We start from the raw sequence: 19,635 nt of genomic DNA on the forward strand, positions 1-19,635 counted from the left end.
AAGTTTTCTTAAAAGGAAGGTGAAAAAATGAGGAAATATGGAATATGGTTAGTTCTATTTGTATGCGTTGCCTTTCTAGTTGGTTATAGTGTTACAACTGTTTTAGGAAAAGAGGAAGTGAAAGTCGATCGGAAAGAAGTGTTTACAACGATACAAAAGGGCTATGAAACCCAATTTTCAATTCGTGGGAAGCATTTGCCGATGAATAAGATGATAGAAACGTTATCACCATATTTTACAGAGAATTTCCTTCAAGTATTTACAGATGAAAATAGTAGAAGTGATAAACAAAGTGGTGAATATTTGCTTCCAGCAAAAGAAGCACCGTTTTCTTTTCATTCAGAAACGAAAATGTCATATGATGAAGAGCATAAAATTTTATATGTATATGAGCGGGCGAAAAGTGGACAATATCAAATTGTAACATTACAAAGAGATCAAGGGAAATGGAAATTGGCCGGATATCATGAAAGCCAAGAACTTTTAACTGAAATAAAAAGATTACAACAATTATAAAGTGAAACTTTAATCAGTGGGGGATGTTCGTCTCGCGCTACTTAATAGACCGCAAATAGCAGGATAAAAATAGGAATAGGTTTTTACCTATTCCTATTCTATATTGAGTAGCTGTTGTAATTTTTCAATTTGAAAACCAGCAACAACCTCTCCATCAATTACAACTGTTGGAGTTGAATAAGAATCATAGTCATATAAAAGACGATCGCGTGCAGCAGTGTCTTTTTTTACGTCAAATTCTTCATATACAACGTTATTATGCTTTAAAAATTCTTTCACAATGACACATGGCGGACAATCAGGTTGTGTGTAAACCTCAATTTTTTTCATTGTAATTCCTCCTTTTTTCTGTTTTTTATTATATTCTTCCAGTATAAAAATCGCAATAAAGAAGGGAAAAGATGTTTTTTCTGTTTTTTCCTTCGCATTTCGACAAATTTTTAGTTGAGTTTCTGGCCAATAACCTTTATCCTAGAGTGTGGAACATTTTTTCTGTTATGACGGATAGAATGAGTATAGCTGTAAAACCTATTGGTAGGAAGATCAGAGAAAGGAGAGATTTCATGTCTCTACTCCAAGGAATTTTAACTCGACTTGTTAGTCTACAAGAACAAGCTGAAAGCGGTGAAGTAGCACAACGCTATTTTGAAGTGAACGGTGAGCGCAAATGTAGCGTGAAATTTTTCGATAAAAGTGAAATGTATGAGTTAGAAGTGTATCAACAAGGTGAAAAACCTCAAGTGTATCAATTCGATAATATCGACATGGTTGCAATTGAGATTTACGATATCATTTCTTGATACATATAAAAAAGGTGTTGCCATATGGCAACACCTTTTTTAGTTCTATTACTTTTTAGCATATATGTATAGGGATTTTTCATTTTTCCTACAATGGTAATAAAGTGAAATTGTAATCAGTGGGGCTTCTTCGTCCTATACTGATTATTAGCCATCACCAATTGGGTGTTTATGGGTAGCAAATAGCGGGATAAAAATAACGAGGAGGTGTGTTGTATGGAACGTTTACCAGTTGTGATTTGTCCTAAATGTCACAATTCTGCTGAGATTATTCATGTATTAACGGCTCAATCGAATCAAAATGTAATTTATACGTGCCAAGTTTGCCATTTTGTAATTCGAAATATTGAAACGAATAAAGGGTAGGAAGTTATAATTTTTATTTTTGTCCCATACAATGAGAATACGAAGAGTCTGTCTAATTGAAAGGACGTGACTATGTGGCCGGTGAACATACATTTTATAATGTTTCAGAGAGACATTTAAATTTTGATATGGTCTTTAGCCGTATTTGTAGTTTCATTGAAAAGGATCCACGAAATTTATATCGCTTATCCATTGGGACAGACTCACAAGCACATCAAAAGGATACGAGGTTTATTACGGCAATTCATATTCATCGCGTTGGAAAAGGTGCCTGGGGCTGTTTACACCATAAATCAGTAAAAGATAAGCCAGCAACTTTACGTGAGAAAATATATTTAGAAACGCAGTTTAGCCAAGAAATCGCATGCCTATTTACTCCAAACCATATACAAACAATATGGGATTTATTGCATCCATATGCTCAAGATGGGGCTGGATTTATAATGGAAATTCACTTGGATATCGGAAATGATGGTTTAACAAAAGAATTTATTCTAGATATGACAGCGAAAATTCAAGCGATGGGATTAACTGCAAAAATTAAGCCAGATGCTTATGCAGCGTTTAGTTATGCAAATCGATATACGAAATAAAAAACAATTTTTATATATCTTTCACTAAAAACTGAATATTACATCTATTAAATGAGTTGGAAATTTTATATAATAAGAGTAACGATGCGAGTATAAGGAGAGGGGTATATGAAAAAGGAATTTGTTTTAACGGAAGAAGAAGAGAGTTTGTTACTAGATATTCTATTTCAGCAAAATTATGCGAGTGAAATTTTAGCTGTGGAACTTACAGATATTGAGAATGGGTTAAAACGGACAGATGTGACGCAATATAAAAAAATCACAAGGTTATTTTACAGATTAAAAAATAAGGGGTATTAAGCGCTACCGGAATGGTAGTCTTTTTTTTGTGTTGTATGCTAAAATAACTGTGTAATTTTGTTTTTATTGAAATAAAGTAAGGACAAAATAATAATATGAAAACGCTGTCATAAAATGTGAATAGAGTCGGTGATTAAAAGTAGTAAAAAGGGAAGATGGGGGGATGTAACATGATTAGTATTCCGAAAGACGAGTTCCAACAAATTTTTGTGAAAGATTTAATGATTTCATCAGAAAAAGTAGCGCATGTCCAAATGGGGAATGGTTTAGAGCATGCTTTACTCGTTCTTGTGAAATCTGGATATTCGGCGATACCTGTTTTGGACCCGATGTATAAATTACATGGGTTAATTAGTACTGCTATGATTTTAGACGGTATGTTAGGGTTAGAACGCATTGAGTTTGAAAGACTTGACGAAATGAAAGTAGAACAGGTGATGAAGGAAGACATTCCAGTTCTTAAGTTAGAAGATTCATTTGCAAAAGCTTTAGAAATGACAATTGATCATCCTTTTATTTGCGCTGTCAATGAAGAGGGGTATTTTGAGGGGATTTTAACACGTCGAGCTATTTTAAAATTGTTAAATAAAAAAGTAAGGCAACATAATCGATAATGTGAGAAAAGTGACTTCATAGAAGCGGAGAAGTCACTTTTTTTTCGTGCATATCAGTTGTGTATGTATTATATTTAAAAAGATAAAAAATATAAGAGTATTGAAGTTAAATTAAGGATGAAAAGCTTATTGAGATAAGGTGTATGGAAGCTAAGGAAAGAGGGAGAAAGTTGCAAATTGATGATTTTCAAATGATGGTTGTGTTAGCTCAGGAATCAAATATGAGAAAAGCGGCGGAACGTTTATTTGTTTCACAACCTGCGCTTAGTCAGCGATTACAATCTATGGAGAAACAATGGGGAATGAAGTTTTTTATTCGTTCACAAAAAGGATTGACAATTACACCTGAAGGGGAAAAAGTCGCAAATTATGCAAAAGAAATGCTACAAAGGGAAGAGGATATTAAAAGTGAGCTAGCTGTTTTTAGAACAGAAACACATGGAACGTTAAAAATAGCTGTTGCATCAGTTATTGGTCAATATTGGCTTCCTCCTGTTTTGAAGAAGTTTGTGCATAAATATCCTTCTGTGAAAATATCGCTGTTTACTGGCTGGAGTAGTGAAGTACAAAAGCAATTTTATGAAGGAGACGTTCATGTTGCTATATTGAGAGGAACACAAGAATATAAAGGTCAGAAGCAACAATTATTTGAAGATGAACTTTATTTAGTGGATAAAGAAATAAAAGATATTACGATGTTAAAAGAGACAAATAGGCCGTTTATTCAATTTAAAAGTGACTCGACTTATTATGGACAAATACAAAATTGGTGGTATGGTTTATTTTCTAATCCACCTAAGAGAACAATTGTGGTTGATCAAATTGAGACTTGTAAACAACTCGTTTTAAATGGTATAGGTTATGCTCTTTTACCTTCTACTGTTTTAAAAGAAGTACAGGAAAATATGTATAAAACACCTGTTCAATTAACGAGAGAAACATGGTTATTGACGAGTGAGTCGGCTAGACAATTGAAGCAAGTACAAGCATTTTTAGAAATTATCGAAGAAATTCAAATGGAAAAATAGGATTATTATCTTGCTACTCGCTCTATCGTTTGGTAGAGTAACATTATAAATGGATTTAGGAGGCAACAAGAATGAAAATGATGGACGCTAACGAAATTATTTCGTTTATTCAAAAAAGTGAAAAGAAAACTCCTGTAAAGGTATACATAAAAGGGGATTTAAAAGAAGTAACATTCCCTGAAACGGTACAAGCATTTGTAAATAAAAAGTCTGGTGTATTATTTGGAGAATGGTCTGAAATTAAGACAATTCTTGATGAAAATAGCAAGCACATTGTTGATTACGTTGTTGAAAATGACCGTCGTAATTCTGCAATTCCAATGCTTGATTTAAAAGGTATTAAAGCTCGTATTGAGCCGGGCGCGATTATTCGTGACCACGTTGAAATCGGCGACAACGCTGTTATTATGATGAATGCAACAATTAATATCGGTGCTGTAATTGGTGAAGGTTCTATGATCGACATGAACGCAGTACTTGGTGGACGTGCAACTGTTGGTAAGAACTGTCACGTAGGTGCGGGTGCCGTACTTGCAGGTGTTATTGAGCCGCCTTCAGCAAAACCAGTTATCGTTGAAGATGATGTTGTAATTGGTGCTAACGTAGTTGTGTTAGAGGGAGTTACAGTAGGTAAGGGTGCAGTTGTAGCAGCAGGAGCTGTTGTAACAGAAGATGTACCTCCATATACAGTTGTTGCGGGTACGCCAGCACGTGTAATTAAAGAGATTGATGAGAAGACAAAAGCAAAAACTGAAATTAAACAAGAGCTTCGTCAATTAAACCCAGAGAAATAAAAACAAAAAAGCGTAAGAGCATAACCGGCTCTTACGCTTTTTATAGATAGAGGTGCAAAAATGGCAGTAAGCAAATTCGTTCAAATTCGTAGAGATTTACATAAAATACCGGAAATTGGATTTAAAGAGTGGAAAACACAACAGTATATTTTAGATTACATAGGAACGCTTTCGAATGAGCATGTGGAAGTGAAAGTATGGAAAACGGGTGTCATTGTTAAAGTAAATGGGAAAAATCCAGAAAAAATTATCGGTTATCGCGCAGATATAGACGGTTTACCAATTACAGAAGAAACTGGATATGAGTTTGCTTCTATTCATGAAGGAATGATGCATGCATGTGGACATGATTTGCATACAACAATCGGTTTAGGCCTTCTAACAGCAGCTGTAACAGAAAGAATAGATGATGACCTTGTGTTTCTATTCCAACCAGCTGAAGAAGGGCCTGGAGGGGCTCTTCCTATGTTAGAGAGTGAAGAGTTAAAAGAATGGAAGCCGAATATAATTCTTGGTCTGCATATTGCACCTGAATACGCTGTAGGAACAATTGCTACAAAAGAAGGGCTATTATTTGCAAATACATCAGAGTTATATGTTGATTTAAAAGGAAAAGGTGGACATGCAGCCTACCCGCATACTGCAAATGATATGATTGTTGCAGCAAGTCACCTTGTTACACAACTTCAATCCGTTATTAGTCGTAATGTGAATCCTCTTGATAGTGCAGTAATTACCATCGGAAAAATAACCGGTGGTACAGTTCAAAATATCATAGCAGAAAAGTCTCGGTTAGAAGGAACGATCCGAACGTTATCAGTGGAATCAATGAGTCGTGTTAAAAGTAGGATTGAGGCAATTGTTGCAGGTATAGAAGCTTCCTTCCAATGTGAAGCGGTTATTGACTACGGAGCGATGTATCATCAAGTATATAACCATGAAGCATTAACGAGAGAGTTTATGCAGTTTGTAAGTGAACAAACTGATATGAATGTAATTACATGTACTGAGGCAATGACAGGTGAAGATTTTGGTTATATGCTTCAAGAGATTCCAGGATTTATGTTTTGGCTTGGGGTAAATTCAGAATATGGTTTACACCACGCAAAATTAAAACCAGATGAAGAGGCTATTGAGAAAGCTATTGTATTTTTAGATCAATATGTGAAGTGGAAAGGAACTAGAAAGTAAACTTGCTCGCCAACTTTGCAAAAACTTACAGTGGGCACTTCTTAGTTCCAAGATGAAAATATCGTTCATATTTGCTTTGGATAGTCATCTGCATACAAATGGATAAAATAATGAGCAGTGGTTTTGAGCCGCTGCTCATTATTCATTATCGCTTATTGAGAAGATGATTAGTGAACTAGCTTATATATGTTTACATTTCGTGTGAAAAGTGTGTAAAATCAATGTGAAACATAGAAAAAAGGGTGGGGAATTACGTGCAAATTAGCAGTGCGATGTTGTGTTTCGTCTTATATGCGTATGTTATTATTGCGGCGGTTTATTTTGGGATAAGTTTTTATGCCTACCGTTTAGTAGATAATCATGAATATGACGAAACATATAAATGGGTGAAGAGATATTTATCACCTGTATTAGAAATTATGAATGGGTTTGTACTCTTTTTATTTATTGGATTAATTGCTTTCTCAACGAGTTTGGTAGGGAATAAAACGACATTATTTGTACTAGGTATCATTATTTTTATGTTGCTAGGAATACGGATTGGTAACACGGTGTTTTGGAATGAAAGAAAAGTAGATGGCTGGACTGGAATGTTAATCCCGTGTATGTTAGCGGCTATCGTGACAAACATAGAACATGAGTATTATCAATTACATTTTTGGCTCATTATCGTTTTAACAATTCTTTCGGTTTTGTATATAAGTACCGTAGTACTAACATACATTGCACATGAAAAAGGTGATGTTAAAGGAACTCGCTATTTTAGAGGGCGAGCACTATTCTGGAGTGTGCCAACCATGGCGGTTATAGGAATTATTGCGATATTAGTAAATGGATATCAATTTACTAATTGGCAACTGTTTTTAGAAAGTTGGTGGATTTTCATCATTTCGTTTATCGCTTTTTTAGGTGCAACGCATTATTTATTCCATCAACATCATTATATATTGGCATTGCTATTCGCATTTATACAACTATTATTTGCTTTCTTCGGACAAGAAACGTTATTATTCGTTTTTGAAACATTTAGTTCATTTGGAAATATATTTGTATTTGGTATGTTAATTTTCAGTATCGCATTTTATTTACAACAGTATTTTTATATGCAAAAACAAAAATAAGAATGATATACAGATTTTTGTAGCAAATCTAAAGTATGTTACAATAAAAATACATAGTATTCGATGTTATTGGAGGAATTCCTGTGGGTGAAAAAGAGAAAGAATTTGCTGTCATTGGGCTTGGACGTTTTGGTGGAAGTATTTGCCGGGAACTCGCTCAATTAGGTATGGAAGTAATGGCAATTGATTCAGATGAGGATAAAATTAATGAGTTTGCAAATATAGCTTCACATGCTGTAATTGCAGATTCAACAGATGAGATGGTATTAAAAAGTCTTGGTATTCGTAATTTTGATCATGTAGTCGTTGCTATTGGAGACAATTTAAATTCAAGTATTTTAACAACATTAATTCTGAAAGAGTTAGGTGTAAAAAATATTACTGTAAAAGCTCAAAATGATTACCATGAAAAAGTGTTAAGTAAAATAGGGGCAGATCACATTGTGCACCCAGAGCGTGATATGGGAAAAAGGATTGCTAATAATATTGCATCAAGTAATGTATTAGACTATCTTGAGCTTTCAGATGAGCATAGTATTGTAGAGATTATAGCAAATAAAAAAATTGATGGTCATTCTTTAATCGAATTAGATATTCGTGCGAAGTTTGGATTGAATATTGTAGCGATTAAACGTGGTAAAGAAGTCATTGTATCTCCTCGAGCTACGGAAAATATTCAAGCGGGAGATATATTAATTGTAATTGGTCATGACGATGAAGTAGATCGTTTTAAACACTTTTTAAGATAAGAGAAAAGGACAATACCTTCACGGTATTGTCCTTTTTCTTATATCTCCATAATGATTGGTAAAATCATTGGACGACGTTTCGTTTTCTCATACAGGAATGGTGCTAATGTGTCTGTAATTTCATTTTTAATTTCAGACCATTGTGTTGTTTTGCGTTCCATTACTTTTTCTAAATGAGTTGTAATCAATGTTTGAGCATCATTAATTAAATCACTACTTTCCCGCATATAAACGAAACCACGTGAGATAATATCAGGTCCTGCTGCAACTTTAAATTCTTTCATATCAATGCTTACAACTACAATAACAAGTCCTTCTTCAGAAAGGATACGACGATCGCGTAATACGATATTACCGATATCTCCAATACCATTTCCGTCAATATAGACAGAGCCAGATGGTATTTTACCAGCTACGCTTGCTTCATCAGAACGTAAGGCAAGAACATCTCCATTATCCATGATGAAACAGTTTTCTTCTGGAATACCACAATCATTTGCTAATTTCATATGCATACGTTGCATACGATATTCACCATGAATTGGCATGAAATACTTCGGTTTAATTAGACGAAGCATTAGTTTTTGTTCTTCTTGTCCGCCATGTCCACTCGTATGAATGTTTGACAGTTTTCCGTGGATTACATCAGCACCAGCACGATACAACATGTTAATTGTACGGCTTACGCTAATTGTATTACCAGGGATTGGTGAAGAAGAGAAAACAACTGTGTCGCCAGGAATGATTTGAATTTGACGATGAGTACCATTAGCAATACGTGAAAGTGCTGCCATTGGCTCACCTTGACTACCTGTACATAAAATAACAACCTTATTCGCTGGTAGGCGGTTTAGTTGAGCTGTATCTATGAATGTATCCTTTGGACAGCGAATATAACCAAGGTTTTGTCCGATTTCAATCGCTGCTTCCATACTTCGACCGAACACAGCAACTTTACGATTGTTTTCAACAGCTGCTTCAACAACTTGTTGTAGACGATGGATATTTGATGCAAAGGTTGCGAAGATAATACGACCTTCTACTTTGCGGAAAATATCTTGAATACTATCACCAACACGGCGCTCAGACATTGTAAAGTTTGGAACTTCACTGTTTGTACTGTCAGATAAGAGACAAAGTACACCGTCTTTTCCGATTTCAGCCATTTTTGTTAAGTCCGCTGGTTCACCGACTGGTGTAAAATCAAATTTGAAATCACCAGTATGAACAACTTGTCCTTGAGGTGTTTTCACAACAACTCCGTATGAATCCGGAATACTGTGAGTTGTACGGAAGAAGGAAACAGACGTCTTTTTAAATTTAATAACATCATCTTCTTGAATTTCATAAAGTTTTGCTTTACGAAGTAATCCGTGCTCTTCTAATTTGTTTTTGATTAGTGCAATTGCTAATTTCCCACCATAAATCGGAATGTTTACTTGACGTAATAAGTAAGGAATTCCACCGATATGATCTTCGTGACCATGTGTAATGAATAATCCTTTAATTTTATCTTCGTTTCGCACAAAATAAGTGTAATCTGGTATTACATAATCGATTCCGAGGAGTTCGTCTTCTGGAAATTTAATTCCAGCATCAATAATAATAATTTCATCTTGAAATTGAACAGCATATGTATTTTTACCGATTTCTCCAAGTCCACCTAAAGCGAAAACGGCAGCCTGATCATTCTTTAGAAATTTCATATGACTATACGATTTCCGCTAATGTTAAATCAGCGTTTTGTTTTTCATATTCAAGATGAGCACCAGTAACAGATTGAACGAACTCGATATTATATGCGAACTTATTTAATTTTTTACGAACATCCTTTTCAGACGTAGCCTCTAAATATAAAACTTTTGTATTTTCACGTACTGGAACCTCAGTCGTTTTTTCTTGATAAAATACTTTAAAAATCATTTGGAAAACCTCTCCTTGTCTATGTTTTGCATTATCTGTTACTTATTATAAAGCAAACAGTCACGATTTTCATGTTTTTTCGAATGAGAATGAAGAAAAAGCCCGAAATGGGCACAATTTAAGCGATTGTCTTTTTACGGACTAGATCTTTTAAATAACGCTTGAGCTTTTTCTTCAGCTTCTTCAGCATGATTACTCCTTCCTTTCCTTATTTTAAACATGCATATTACTAGTGAAAACTCCGTCTCTGATAAAGAAAGAGGACAAAAGTGAATGTTGAATCTTGTCCTTTCGCATACAGGGAAAGTTATTCTATAGTAACGATTAGTAGCCGTTAGTTATAGGTATAGTATGAGAAAGAATAGAGAAGAAAATTCATACGAACAAGTATCCACATTTTTTACTAATATATATATGCAGGTTTCATAAATAAGGTCAGAAAGTGAACGCTTTCTTCACAGATGTTTAATATGTTATACTTTTTTTTAGCATTTGAAAAGCGATAATCAAAATAGGAATATAGAGTACCAGAAAGGATTTTGACAAATGAATGATAAAATTGTCTTTTTTGATATTGATGGAACATTATTAGATCATGATAAAAAAATTCCGCAATCTACACGAGATGCAGTAAAGCAGTTACAAGAAAAAGGTGTGCATGTAGCAATTGCAACTGGACGTGCGCCGTTTATGTTTGAAGATATTCGTAAGGAACTCAATATACATAATTATGTTAGTTTTAATGGACAGTACGTTGTATTTGAAGATGAGGTAATATTTAATAACCCGTTACATCCGGCTGCCTTGCATAAGTTTACTCAGTTTGCAAAACAAGAAGGATATCCACTTGTATATCTTGATCATCAAGACATGAGAGCATCAGTAGAATATCATGATTATGTGAAAGAAGGTTTTGGGAGTTTAAACTTTGAACATCCGGCATATGAACCTGATTTTTATGAGAAACGTAATATTTATCAAACACTTCTTTTCTGTGAAGTGAATGAGGAGGAAAAGTTTATTAATCAGTACCCAGACTTTCATTTCATTCGCTGGCATGCGTATTCAATGGATATCATTCCAAATGGTGGTTCTAAGGCAAAAGGGATTGAAAAATTCATTGAGAAATTAGGATTTAACCGTGAACAAGTGTATGCATTTGGAGATGGCTTAAATGATTTAGAAATGATTGAAGCGGTTGGGACAGGTATTGTGATGGGAAATGGTCATGAAGACTTGAAAAAACTTGCAAATCACGTGACAAAGGATGTTAGTGAAGACGGCATATATCATGGATTAAAATGGGCGGGATTGCTATAAGTGAATATGAAACCCATTTCATATAAAAAAGGCGGAAGATTAACTCCCGCCTTTTTTATTATCGCTCTAGAGGTTTTGAATCGTCAGGAGCAGCAAATGGATTTTCTTTATTAATGTGGTCATAGAACATAACACCATTTAAATGGTCAATTTCATGCTGAAATACGATTGCTGGTAAACCTTTTAAACGTAATTTTACTTCTTCACCGTTGATAGATGTTGCTTTCACTGTAATTCTTGTGTAACGGGGGACATAACCAGGTACTTCGCGGTCTACAGAGAGACAGCCTTCCCCGCTTTGTAAATATGTACGTTCAACAGAATGACTAATGATTTTTGGATTGAATAATGCATGACTATATAACGTACCGTCCGTATCAGTTACATGAACCGCTATCATTTTCTTTGAAATACCGATTTGCGGAGCCGCTAATCCGATTCCAGGGCGTAAACTATATTTTTCAGCCATTTCAGGATCTTGGCTATTTATTACGAATTCAATCATTTCTTTAAGGGTAGTTGTATCTTCTTCGCTCGCCGGCATTGATACCTCTTCTGCAACGTTTCGCAAAATAGGATCTCCTTCGCGAATTACATCTTTCATTGTAAGCATATGTAATCTCTCCTTTCTTTTTTAGTCTACCAAAGGAGAGGGGAAAAGTCATCGACAAGTAGTGTAAGCGCTTTGGAAAGCGTTCTACTATAGAATATTTATGTATGTAATAAAAAGAAAAGACGGCAAAGCCGTCTGTTTCTTTCCATAGTTGTTTCATTTTACATTAGCGAATGCAAGCAGCACCAACGATAATTAAAAGAATAAACAACACAACGATTAAGGCGAAGCCGCGTCCAGATCCGCCACAAGAACCGCCATAACCGTAGGAAGGATATGAACAAGTTGGATAGCAATATGAGTATCCGTACATGAGATGACCTCCTTTATCATTTCCCGCTAATACTGCGGTTACTATAATGTATGGAGGGGAGAGTAGAAATGTATGGGTAATTACCTATAAAAGGAAGAAGAGTTTGTATATTTTTGTTAAGAAGAGAGAAAAACTAAAGAGAATTAAATCGTTTACATATTATTCTAAGAGAAAAAACAAGTTAAAAAGGGAATAATATAACAGTAGGTCAATGCTTACTAATACAGATGTGAAAAATAAAAACACGTTTGTGTAGAAGAAACCTGCAGATTATTTATAAAAAAACGTATTCAAAGTAATTGACATCGTAATTAGAATAGTTGTAAACTAAAAAACGTGATCAAGATTGTATTAATATGTTTCTGAAAAAACATTAGTACAGATTGTTAGGTACACAAAATTATTCTCAACCGACAGATAAATTTGTTGGTTTACATTGTTGCGTTTTCAGTCTAGCTAATAGATAGTGAAAGCGTTTCAGAATATGGTTCAAGAGAGGAAGAGGTGAACGGAATGGGTACTAAAACAAAAAAGACCCTATTTAATGTTGATGAGCAAATGAAAGCTATCGCAGCTCAATTTGAAACATTACAAATTTTAAATGAAAAAGGCGAAGTTGTGAATGAAGCAGCTATGCCTGAATTATCTGATGATCAATTAAAAGAATTAATGCGCCGTATGGTGTATACTCGCGTACTAGATCAACGTTCTATTTCTTTAAACCGTCAAGGACGTTTAGGTTTCTACGCACCAACAGCTGGACAAGAGGCTTCTCAATTAGCAAGTCATTTCGCACTTGAAGCAGAAGATTTCATCTTACCAGGATATCGTGATGTGCCACAATTAGTATGGCACGGTTTACCATTATACCAAGCATTCTTATTCTCTCGTGGACATTTCATGGGTAACCAAATGCCTGAGAATGTAAATGCACTTGCTCCACAAATCATCATCGGTGCGCAAATCATCCAAACTGCTGGTGTTGCGTTAGGTATGAAACTACGTGGTAAAAAATCTGTTGCAATTACTTACACTGGTGACGGTGGTGCTTCACAAGGTGACTTCTACGAAGGTATGAACTTTGCGGGTGCATTCAAAGCTCCAGCAATCTTCGTTGTACAAAACAACCGTTATGCAATCTCTACTCCAGTAGAAAAGCAATCTGCAGCTAAAACTGTAGCGCAAAAAGCAGTAGCAGCAGGTATTTACGGAATTCAAGTAGACGGTATGGACCCATTAGCTGTATACGCAGCAACTGCTTTCGCTCGTGAGCGTGCAGTAAACGGCGAAGGCCCTACTTTAATCGAGACTTTAACATTCCGTTACGGTCCACATACAATGGCTGGTGATGACCCAACTCGTTACCGTACAAAAGATATCGAGAACGAATGGGAACAAAAAGATCCAATCGTACGCTTCCGTGCATTCTTAGAAAACAAAGGCCTATGGTCTCAAGAAGTTGAAGAGAAAGTAATCGAAGAAGCAAAAGAAGATATCAAACAAGCAATTGCTAAGGCTGACCAAGCTCCAAAACAAAAAGTTACTGATTTAATGGAAATCATGTACGAAAAAATGCCTTACAACTTAGCTGAACAATATGAAATTTACAAAGAAAAGGAGTCGAAGTAAGCCATGGCTCAAATGACAATGATTCAAGCAATCACTGATGCTTTACGCGTTGAAATGAAAAATGACCCTAACGTACTTGTGTTTGGTGAAGACGTTGGTGTAAACGGCGGTGTATTCCGTGCTACTGAAGGTTTACAAGCTGAATTCGGTGAAGATCGTGTAATGGATACTCCACTTGCAGAGTCTGGTATTGGTGGACTTGCAGTTGGACTTGCATTAGAAGGCTTCCGTCCAGTTCCAGAAATCCAATTCTTCGGTTTCATTTATGAAGTAATGGATTCAGTTTCTGGTCAATTAGCTCGTATGCGTTACCGTTCTGGTGGACGTTGGACTGCTCCAGTAACAATTCGTTCTCCATTCGGTGGCGGTGTTCATACTCCTGAACTACATGCTGATAGCTTAGAAGGATTAGTGGCTCAACAACCTGGTCTAAAAGTTGTTATTCCATCTACTCCATACGATGCAAAAGGTCTTTTAATCTCTGCGATTCGTGACAACGATCCAGTTATCTACTTAGAGCATATGAAATTGTACCGTTCATTCCGTCAAGATGTACCAGAAGGCGATTACACAATTGATTTAGGTAAAGCTGATATCAAACGTGAAGGTACAGATGTATCTGTTATCGCTTACGGTGCTATGGTTCATGCTGCATTAAAAGCTGCTGAAGAACTTGAAAAAGAAGGTATCTCTTTAGAGGTAGTTGACTTACGTACAGTTCAACCATTAGATATCGAAACAATCATCGCTTCTGTTGAAAAAACAGGCCGCGTAGTTGTAGTTCAAGAAGCACAAAAACAAGCTGGTATTGCAGCTAACGTTGTAGCGGAAATTAACGACCGTGCAATCTTAAACTTAGAAGCTCCAGTTGTACGTGTTGCAGCTGCTGATACAGTATTCCCATTCTCTCAAGCTGAGAGCGTATGGTTACCAAACCATAAAGATATTGTTGAAGCTGTTAACAAAGTAATGAACTTCTAATTTTTAGCTTTTCATGTGCAAAAGAAATCAGCACATGCTGGTTTCTTTTGTACATATTCCATAATAATGAAATGAATCAGGGGGCTGAATTCCGTGGCATTTGAATTTAAACTACCAGATATCGGTGAAGGTATCCACGAAGGTGAAATCGTAAAATGGTTTATTAAACCAGGCGATGAAGTAAACGAAGACGATGTACTTCTTGAAGTACAAAATGATAAAGCAGTAGTAGAAATCCCTTCTCCTGTTAAAGGTAAAGTACTTGAAGTACTTGTAGAAGAAGGAACAGTTGCAATTGTAGGAGATACATTAATTAAATTTGATGCTCCTGGATACGAAAACCTTAAATTTAAAGGTGACGATCATGATGCAGCTCCAAAAGCTGAAGAAGCAGCAGTAGAAGCTCCAGCAGCGGAAGCTACTCCAGCAGCAACTGCAGAAGTAGTAAATGAGCGCGTAATCGCTATGCCATCTGTTCGTAAATATGCTCGTGAAAACGGCGTAGACATTCATAAAGTAGCTGGTTCTGGTAAGAACGGCCGTATCGTAAAAGCTGACATCGATGCATTTGCAAATGGTGGACAAGCAGTAGCAGCAACTGAGGCTCCAGCAGCAGTAGAAGCTACTCCAGCAGCAGCGAAAGAAGAAGCACCAAAAGCACAACCAATCCCAGCTGGTGAATATCCAGAAACTCGTGAGAAAATGAGTGGTATCCGTAAAGCGATTGCAAAAGCAATGGTTAACTCTAAGCATACAGCTCCTCACGTAACATTAATGGATGAAATTGATGTAACTGAGCTTGTTGCTCACCGTAAGAAGTTCAAAGCTGTTGCAGCTGACAAAGGTATTAAATTAACTTACCTTCCATACGTTGTTAAAGCTTTAACATCTGCATTACGTGAATACCCAATGTTAAACACTTCTTTAGATGATGCTTCTCAAGAAGTAGTTCATAAACATTACTTCAACATCGGTATCGCAGCTGATACAGACAAAGGTCTATTAGTACCAGTTGTTAAAGATACAGATCGCAAGTCTATCTTCACTATTTCTAACGAGATCAATGATCTTGCTGGTAAAGCACGTGATGGTCGTTTAGCTCCGGCTGAAATGAAAGGTGCTTCTTGCACAATTACAAACATTGGTTCTGCAGGTGGACAATGGTTCACTCCAGTTATCAACCACCCAGAAGTAGCAATCCTTGGTATCGGCCGTATCGCTGAGAAGCCAGTTGTGAAAAACGGTGAAATCGTTGCAGCTCCAGTATTAGCATTATCTCTAAGCTTTGACCATCGTTTAATTGACGGCGCAACTGCTCAAAAAGCATTAAACCAAATTAAACGTCTATTGAATGACCCACAATTATTAGTAATGGAGGCGTAATAACAATGGTAGTAGGAGATTTCCCAATTGAATTAGATACAGTCGTTGTTGGTGCAGGTCCTGGTGGATACGTTGCGGCAATTCGTGCAGCACAATTAGGTCAAAAGGTAGCAATTATCGAAAAAGCTAACCTTGGTGGCGTATGCTTAAACGTTGGATGTATTCCTTCAAAAGCGTTAATCAATGCAGGTCATCGTTATGAGAATGCAATGCATTCTGATGACATGGGTATCACTGCAGAGAACGTAAAAGTTGACTTTACAAAAGTTCAAGAATGGAAAAACGGCGTAGTTAAGAAATTAACTGGCGGTGTTGAAGGCCTTCTTAAAGGTAACAAAGTTGAAATCATTCGCGGTGAAGCTTACTTCGTAGATGCTAATACATTACGCGTAATGACTGAAGATGCAGCACAAACGTATACGTTTAAAAATGCTGTTCTTGCAACTGGTTCTACACCAATCGAAATTCCAGGATTCAAATACTCTAAACGTGTTATCAACTCTACAGGCGCTTTAAGCTTACCTGAAATTCCTAAAAAACTTGTTGTAATCGGCGGCGGTTACATCGGTATGGAATTAGGAACTGCATATGCTAACTTCGGTACAGAAGTTACTGTAGTAGAAGCTGGCGACGAAATCTTAGCTGGTTTCGAAAAAGCTATGAGCTCTGTTGTTAAACGTGCTCTTCAAAAGAAAGGTAACGTAAATATCCATACAAAAGCTATGGCTAAAGGCGTTGAAGAAACAGAAACTGGCGTAAAAGTTAGCTTTGAAGTTAAAGGTGAAATCCAAACTGTAGAAGCAGATTACGTATTAGTAACTGTAGGTCGTCGTCCAAACACTCAAGAAATCGGTCTTGAGCAAGTTGGAGTTAAAATGACTGACCGCGGCATCATCGAAATCGATGAGCAATGTCGTACAAACGTATCAAACATCTATGCAATCGGTGATATCGTTCCTGGACCACCATTAGCTCACAAAGCTTCTTACGAAGGTAAAGTAGCTGTTGAAGCAATTAGTGGCCATGCATCAGCAATCGATTACATCGGAATTCCTGCAGTATGCTTCACTGATCCAGAATTAGCATCTGTTGGTTACACTAAGAAACAAGCTGAAGAAGCAGGAATGACAGTAGCTGTATCTAAGTTCCCATTCGCTGCAAACGGTCGTGCGTTATCATTAAACAGCACTGACGGTTTCCTACAACTTGTAACACGTAAAGAAGATGGTCTTCTTGTAGGTGCTCAAGTTGCAGGTGCAGGCGCTTCTGATATTATCTCTGAGATTGGTTTAGCTATCGAAGCTGGAATGACAGCAGAAGATATCGCTCAAACAATCCACGCTCACCCAACATTAGGTGAAATCACAATGGAAGCAGCTGAAGTTGCTCTTGGAATGCCAATTCACATTGTAAAATAATTTAAGTAATGAAAATAACCCATCTCTTATTGAAAGAGATGGGTTATTTTTATTTTAATAAAATGGCTTGCAAGGTCTTTATATGTACTTGTCGAATGAATATATAATACTTTAAATGAACCGTTAGAACATATGTTAATTCAAAAGTAGTATATATGCTTTCCTATATTATGTAATTGATTCAAACTTAATCCCATATATTAATAAAATAGAGCATGTCAAAGGAGAAGGTTCCATGAGAATATTACATGTTATATTTTATCATTTTTTATTATGGAGTGGTTTTTCCGTTGTATTATCATTGTCAAATGGTGATAAGTTGCATTACAAGGTAATGCTATTTTTTGTATTTCTTTATTTAGCATATGTGATCGCATATTTTGTATTGCATACCAGAAAGCAGGCTTTATTCCTTACGTGTTCAAATTGCATACTATTTTTAATTATATTTTCTATTTCTTAAATTAACGTTTATAGAAATACATTGTTCTTCCATTAAATAATTGTAATTCTCCTTCTAATTTCTTCGCTAGAAAACGGCAAAATTCATTTGCTTTTCCTTTATCACCAAATGTTGCATTAGGTGGTAAAGAAATCTGAATAAAAGATTGTTCCTTTTCTATACCAACACCAACATATATGGAGTCATATCGATCGTGAGTAGATTGTAGTTTTAATGTTGTTGCTGATGTGTCTAAAATTTCATAGGGAAAAGCGGTATTTGTATAAGCGTAATTAATTTGAACACCAGTTTTGGAAGTAACTGTTTGATAGTAAAGAAAAAGTTGTTTTATATCATCTATTGAAACAGAGTGTTGATTGGATTTAGGTACAAGCGTAATAAATGCATGTTGCATATAAGTTCCCCCTAACTTAGTAGAATACTATCATTCTACATCCTACTGAATTTTTTGACAATTAAAAGGAGTATTCCTTTTTTTGTTTAATATACTAGTGAAAGGTGATGTAGAAAGGTGGAAACCGATGTTTGAAAAATTGTATGATGAGCATGAAAGTGTGAAGGTACGATTTTTGGGGTTTATGACACATGATACTCGTTATGATTTTGGTGTTATTTATACAAATATGTTTTTTGGAAAGCCACTCATTGTTTGCATGCAAACAGGAAGGTCTACTTTACTTGGACGAGATGATGTAGAGAATGTTCAACATATACAGGAAATTTTTAAATTAGGGTCAGAAGAGGAAGCGGCAGAGTTAGCTCAGTTTTTCAAATTTTTAGTCCCATCTACTTCTTTGCATGCGGAATATGAAGAATAGTTAATGTAAAACAGTCGTATGTATAAATATGGCTGTTTTTTTGTTTGAATATCGCATACTAATTTAAATTAAAAATATTTAATGTGTTATACTAAAAACCTATTGACGTAAAAAGTATAACATATTAAAATAAAGACAGAAAGTTAAGCGGTTACAAAAGTTTTTGGGATTATAAACTTAGGGGGAAATGAAAAATGGGAACGATCGTATGTCAAGATTGTGAAGGTACAATTGCACACTTCGAGGATGAAAAAGTAACGGTACTTTACGGGAAATGTGGATCTTGCGGATGTGATCACACAGAGCATACAAAAGCCCAATAATTAATAGGAAATGGACAACTAAAAGTTTTTAGGACCATAAACTTAGGGGGAAATGAAAAATGGGAACAATCGTATGCCAAGTATGTGAAGGAACAATCGGTCATTTTGAAGATGAAAAAACGACAGTGCTTTACGGGAAATGTGGTACAAATTGTGAATGTGCTAAAAGAGACAAGGCGAAAGCTTAATTATAGATAAGTAGATTATTATTAAAACTCAGGGGGAAATGAAAAATGGGAACAATCGTATGCCAAGTATGTGAAGGAACAATCGGACATTTTGAAGATGAAAAATCAACAGTACTATACGGGAAATGTGGATCTCATTGAGAATGTGACCATAAAGAACATACAAAAGCTTAAATAAGAAAAAGCGCCTA

Annotated in this window: 27 protein-coding genes; 21 read left to right on the forward strand and 6 right to left on the reverse strand. The window is 35.8% G+C overall.

From position 1 onward, the window contains the following. The first annotated feature begins 27 nt into the window (after positions 1-27). Positions 28-516, forward strand: a complete 489-nt coding sequence (locus tag ACUN28_RS09230; RefSeq protein ID WP_016086504.1) for a DUF3993 domain-containing protein — start codon at positions 28-30, stop codon at positions 514-516. Between the two features lie 93 nt (positions 517-609). On the opposite strand, the gene ACUN28_RS09235 is transcribed toward ACUN28_RS09230, so the two are convergent. Further along, positions 610-846, reverse strand: coding sequence for a glutaredoxin family protein (locus tag ACUN28_RS09235; protein ID WP_016086505.1), 237 nt, complete (start codon positions 844-846; stop codon positions 610-612). Between the two features lie 233 nt (positions 847-1,079). Here ACUN28_RS09235 and ACUN28_RS09240 point away from each other — a divergent pair, with 233 nt between their 5' ends. From ACUN28_RS09240 to ACUN28_RS09285, 10 genes are all read left to right on the forward strand, one after another. After that, positions 1,080-1,316: a YkuJ family protein gene (locus tag ACUN28_RS09240; RefSeq protein WP_000055151.1), complete on the forward strand. Its 237-nt coding sequence runs from the start codon at positions 1,080-1,082 to the stop codon at positions 1,314-1,316. 216 nt (positions 1,317-1,532) lie between these two features. Next, on the forward strand, positions 1,533-1,682 hold the full coding sequence (locus ACUN28_RS09245) for a hypothetical protein (RefSeq protein ID WP_016086506.1): 150 nt from the start codon (positions 1,533-1,535) through the stop codon (positions 1,680-1,682). Positions 1,683-1,756: 74 nt separating this feature from the next. Further along, complete coding sequence (locus ACUN28_RS09250) at positions 1,757-2,275, forward strand: ribonuclease H-like YkuK family protein (protein WP_000896654.1); 519 nt, start codon at positions 1,757-1,759, stop codon at positions 2,273-2,275. Between the two features lie 108 nt (positions 2,276-2,383). Further along, positions 2,384-2,575 carry an antirepressor AbbA gene (gene abbA / locus ACUN28_RS09255; protein ID WP_016086508.1) on the forward strand — a complete coding sequence of 64 codons (192 nt, stop codon included), beginning with the start codon at positions 2,384-2,386 and terminating at the stop codon, positions 2,573-2,575. Between the two features lie 170 nt (positions 2,576-2,745). Next, entirely contained in the window at positions 2,746-3,189 is a 444-nt protein-coding gene (cbpB, locus tag ACUN28_RS09260) for a cyclic-di-AMP-binding protein CbpB (RefSeq protein WP_016086509.1), read from the forward strand. A gap of 143 nt (positions 3,190-3,332) precedes the next feature. Continuing rightward, positions 3,333-4,217: a LysR family transcriptional regulator gene (locus ACUN28_RS09265; RefSeq protein WP_016086510.1), complete on the forward strand. Its 885-nt coding sequence runs from the start codon at positions 3,333-3,335 to the stop codon at positions 4,215-4,217. A 71-nt stretch (positions 4,218-4,288) separates the two neighbouring features. After that, positions 4,289-5,011 (forward strand): 2,3,4,5-tetrahydropyridine-2,6-dicarboxylate N-acetyltransferase, encoded by a 723-nt coding sequence (dapD, locus tag ACUN28_RS09270; protein ID WP_016086511.1) that lies wholly within the window; start codon positions 4,289-4,291, stop codon positions 5,009-5,011. Positions 5,012-5,071: 60 nt separating this feature from the next. Continuing rightward, a complete protein-coding gene (locus ACUN28_RS09275; RefSeq protein ID WP_016086512.1) occupies positions 5,072-6,202 on the forward strand; it encodes an N-acetyldiaminopimelate deacetylase in 1,131 nt (376 codons plus the stop codon). A 254-nt stretch (positions 6,203-6,456) separates the two neighbouring features. After that, on the forward strand, positions 6,457-7,323 hold the full coding sequence (locus ACUN28_RS09280; protein ID WP_016086513.1) for a cytochrome d ubiquinol oxidase subunit II: 867 nt from the start codon (positions 6,457-6,459) through the stop codon (positions 7,321-7,323). Between the two features lie 83 nt (positions 7,324-7,406). Beyond that, positions 7,407-8,072 (forward strand): potassium channel family protein, encoded by a 666-nt coding sequence (locus ACUN28_RS09285; RefSeq protein ID WP_000504032.1) that lies wholly within the window; start codon positions 7,407-7,409, stop codon positions 8,070-8,072. Between the two features lie 38 nt (positions 8,073-8,110). Here ACUN28_RS09285 and rnjA read toward each other — a convergent pair whose 3' ends face one another. Both rnjA and ACUN28_RS09295 read right to left on the reverse strand, forming a co-directional pair. Continuing rightward, a complete protein-coding gene (gene rnjA, locus ACUN28_RS09290; protein ID WP_000670370.1) occupies positions 8,111-9,778 on the reverse strand; it encodes a ribonuclease J1 in 1,668 nt (555 codons plus the stop codon). A gap of 4 nt (positions 9,779-9,782) precedes the next feature. Further along, the gene (locus tag ACUN28_RS09295) at positions 9,783-9,995 is read right to left on the reverse strand and encodes a DNA-dependent RNA polymerase subunit epsilon (RefSeq protein ID WP_016086514.1); all 213 of its coding nucleotides are present in this window, start codon (positions 9,993-9,995) and stop codon (positions 9,783-9,785) included. 546 nt (positions 9,996-10,541) lie between these two features. Here ACUN28_RS09295 and ACUN28_RS09300 point away from each other — a divergent pair. Beyond that, entirely contained in the window at positions 10,542-11,315 is a 774-nt protein-coding gene (locus ACUN28_RS09300) for a Cof-type HAD-IIB family hydrolase (protein WP_016086515.1), read from the forward strand. Between the two features lie 58 nt (positions 11,316-11,373). Here the strand turns inward: ACUN28_RS09300 and def are convergent, their stop codons facing one another. Together def and ACUN28_RS09310 are read right to left on the reverse strand one after the other, a co-directional pair. Continuing rightward, complete coding sequence (gene def / locus ACUN28_RS09305; RefSeq protein WP_016086516.1) at positions 11,374-11,928, reverse strand: peptide deformylase; 555 nt, start codon at positions 11,926-11,928, stop codon at positions 11,374-11,376. Positions 11,929-12,094: 166 nt separating this feature from the next. Beyond that, positions 12,095-12,241, reverse strand: a complete 147-nt coding sequence (locus ACUN28_RS09310; RefSeq protein ID WP_000274562.1) for a YjcZ family sporulation protein — start codon at positions 12,239-12,241, stop codon at positions 12,095-12,097. Positions 12,242-12,754: 513 nt separating this feature from the next. Here ACUN28_RS09310 and pdhA point away from each other — a divergent pair. From pdhA to ACUN28_RS09335, 5 genes are all read left to right on the forward strand, one after another. Next, on the forward strand, positions 12,755-13,870 hold the full coding sequence (gene pdhA, locus ACUN28_RS09315; protein ID WP_000536893.1) for a pyruvate dehydrogenase E1 component subunit alpha: 1,116 nt from the start codon (positions 12,755-12,757) through the stop codon (positions 13,868-13,870). A 3-nt stretch (positions 13,871-13,873) separates the two neighbouring features. Continuing rightward, a complete protein-coding gene (pdhB, locus tag ACUN28_RS09320) occupies positions 13,874-14,851 on the forward strand; it encodes a pyruvate dehydrogenase complex E1 component subunit beta (RefSeq protein WP_000068162.1) in 978 nt (325 codons plus the stop codon). A gap of 93 nt (positions 14,852-14,944) precedes the next feature. After that, positions 14,945-16,234: a pyruvate dehydrogenase complex dihydrolipoyllysine-residue acetyltransferase gene (gene pdhC, locus ACUN28_RS09325; RefSeq protein ID WP_016086517.1), complete on the forward strand. Its 1,290-nt coding sequence runs from the start codon at positions 14,945-14,947 to the stop codon at positions 16,232-16,234. 5 nt (positions 16,235-16,239) lie between these two features. After that, a complete protein-coding gene (gene lpdA, locus ACUN28_RS09330; protein ID WP_000260106.1) occupies positions 16,240-17,652 on the forward strand; it encodes a dihydrolipoyl dehydrogenase in 1,413 nt (470 codons plus the stop codon). 235 nt (positions 17,653-17,887) lie between these two features. Beyond that, positions 17,888-18,115 carry a hypothetical protein gene (locus ACUN28_RS09335; protein ID WP_016086518.1) on the forward strand — a complete coding sequence of 76 codons (228 nt, stop codon included), beginning with the start codon at positions 17,888-17,890 and terminating at the stop codon, positions 18,113-18,115. A gap of 1 nt (position 18,116) precedes the next feature. Here the strand turns inward: ACUN28_RS09335 and ACUN28_RS09340 are convergent, their stop codons facing one another. Further along, the gene (locus tag ACUN28_RS09340) at positions 18,117-18,509 is read right to left on the reverse strand and encodes a DUF1885 family protein (RefSeq protein ID WP_016086519.1); all 393 of its coding nucleotides are present in this window, start codon (positions 18,507-18,509) and stop codon (positions 18,117-18,119) included. Between the two features lie 127 nt (positions 18,510-18,636). Here ACUN28_RS09340 and ACUN28_RS09345 point away from each other — a divergent pair, with 127 nt between their 5' ends. From ACUN28_RS09345 to ACUN28_RS09360, 4 genes are all read left to right on the forward strand, one after another. After that, positions 18,637-18,933 (forward strand): DUF3055 domain-containing protein, encoded by a 297-nt coding sequence (locus ACUN28_RS09345; RefSeq protein WP_033659890.1) that lies wholly within the window; start codon positions 18,637-18,639, stop codon positions 18,931-18,933. A gap of 194 nt (positions 18,934-19,127) precedes the next feature. Next, positions 19,128-19,256, forward strand: coding sequence for a GapA-binding peptide SR1P (locus tag ACUN28_RS09350; RefSeq protein ID WP_000536778.1), 129 nt, complete (start codon positions 19,128-19,130; stop codon positions 19,254-19,256). Positions 19,257-19,315: 59 nt separating this feature from the next. After that, positions 19,316-19,444 (forward strand): GapA-binding peptide SR1P, encoded by a 129-nt coding sequence (locus ACUN28_RS09355; protein ID WP_016086521.1) that lies wholly within the window; start codon positions 19,316-19,318, stop codon positions 19,442-19,444. A gap of 45 nt (positions 19,445-19,489) precedes the next feature. Beyond that, positions 19,490-19,585, forward strand: coding sequence for a GapA-binding peptide SR1P (locus ACUN28_RS09360; protein ID WP_016086522.1), 96 nt, complete (start codon positions 19,490-19,492; stop codon positions 19,583-19,585). Positions 19,586-19,635 lie beyond the last annotated feature (50 nt).

The organism is Bacillus sp. WC2507 (assembly GCF_052656125.1).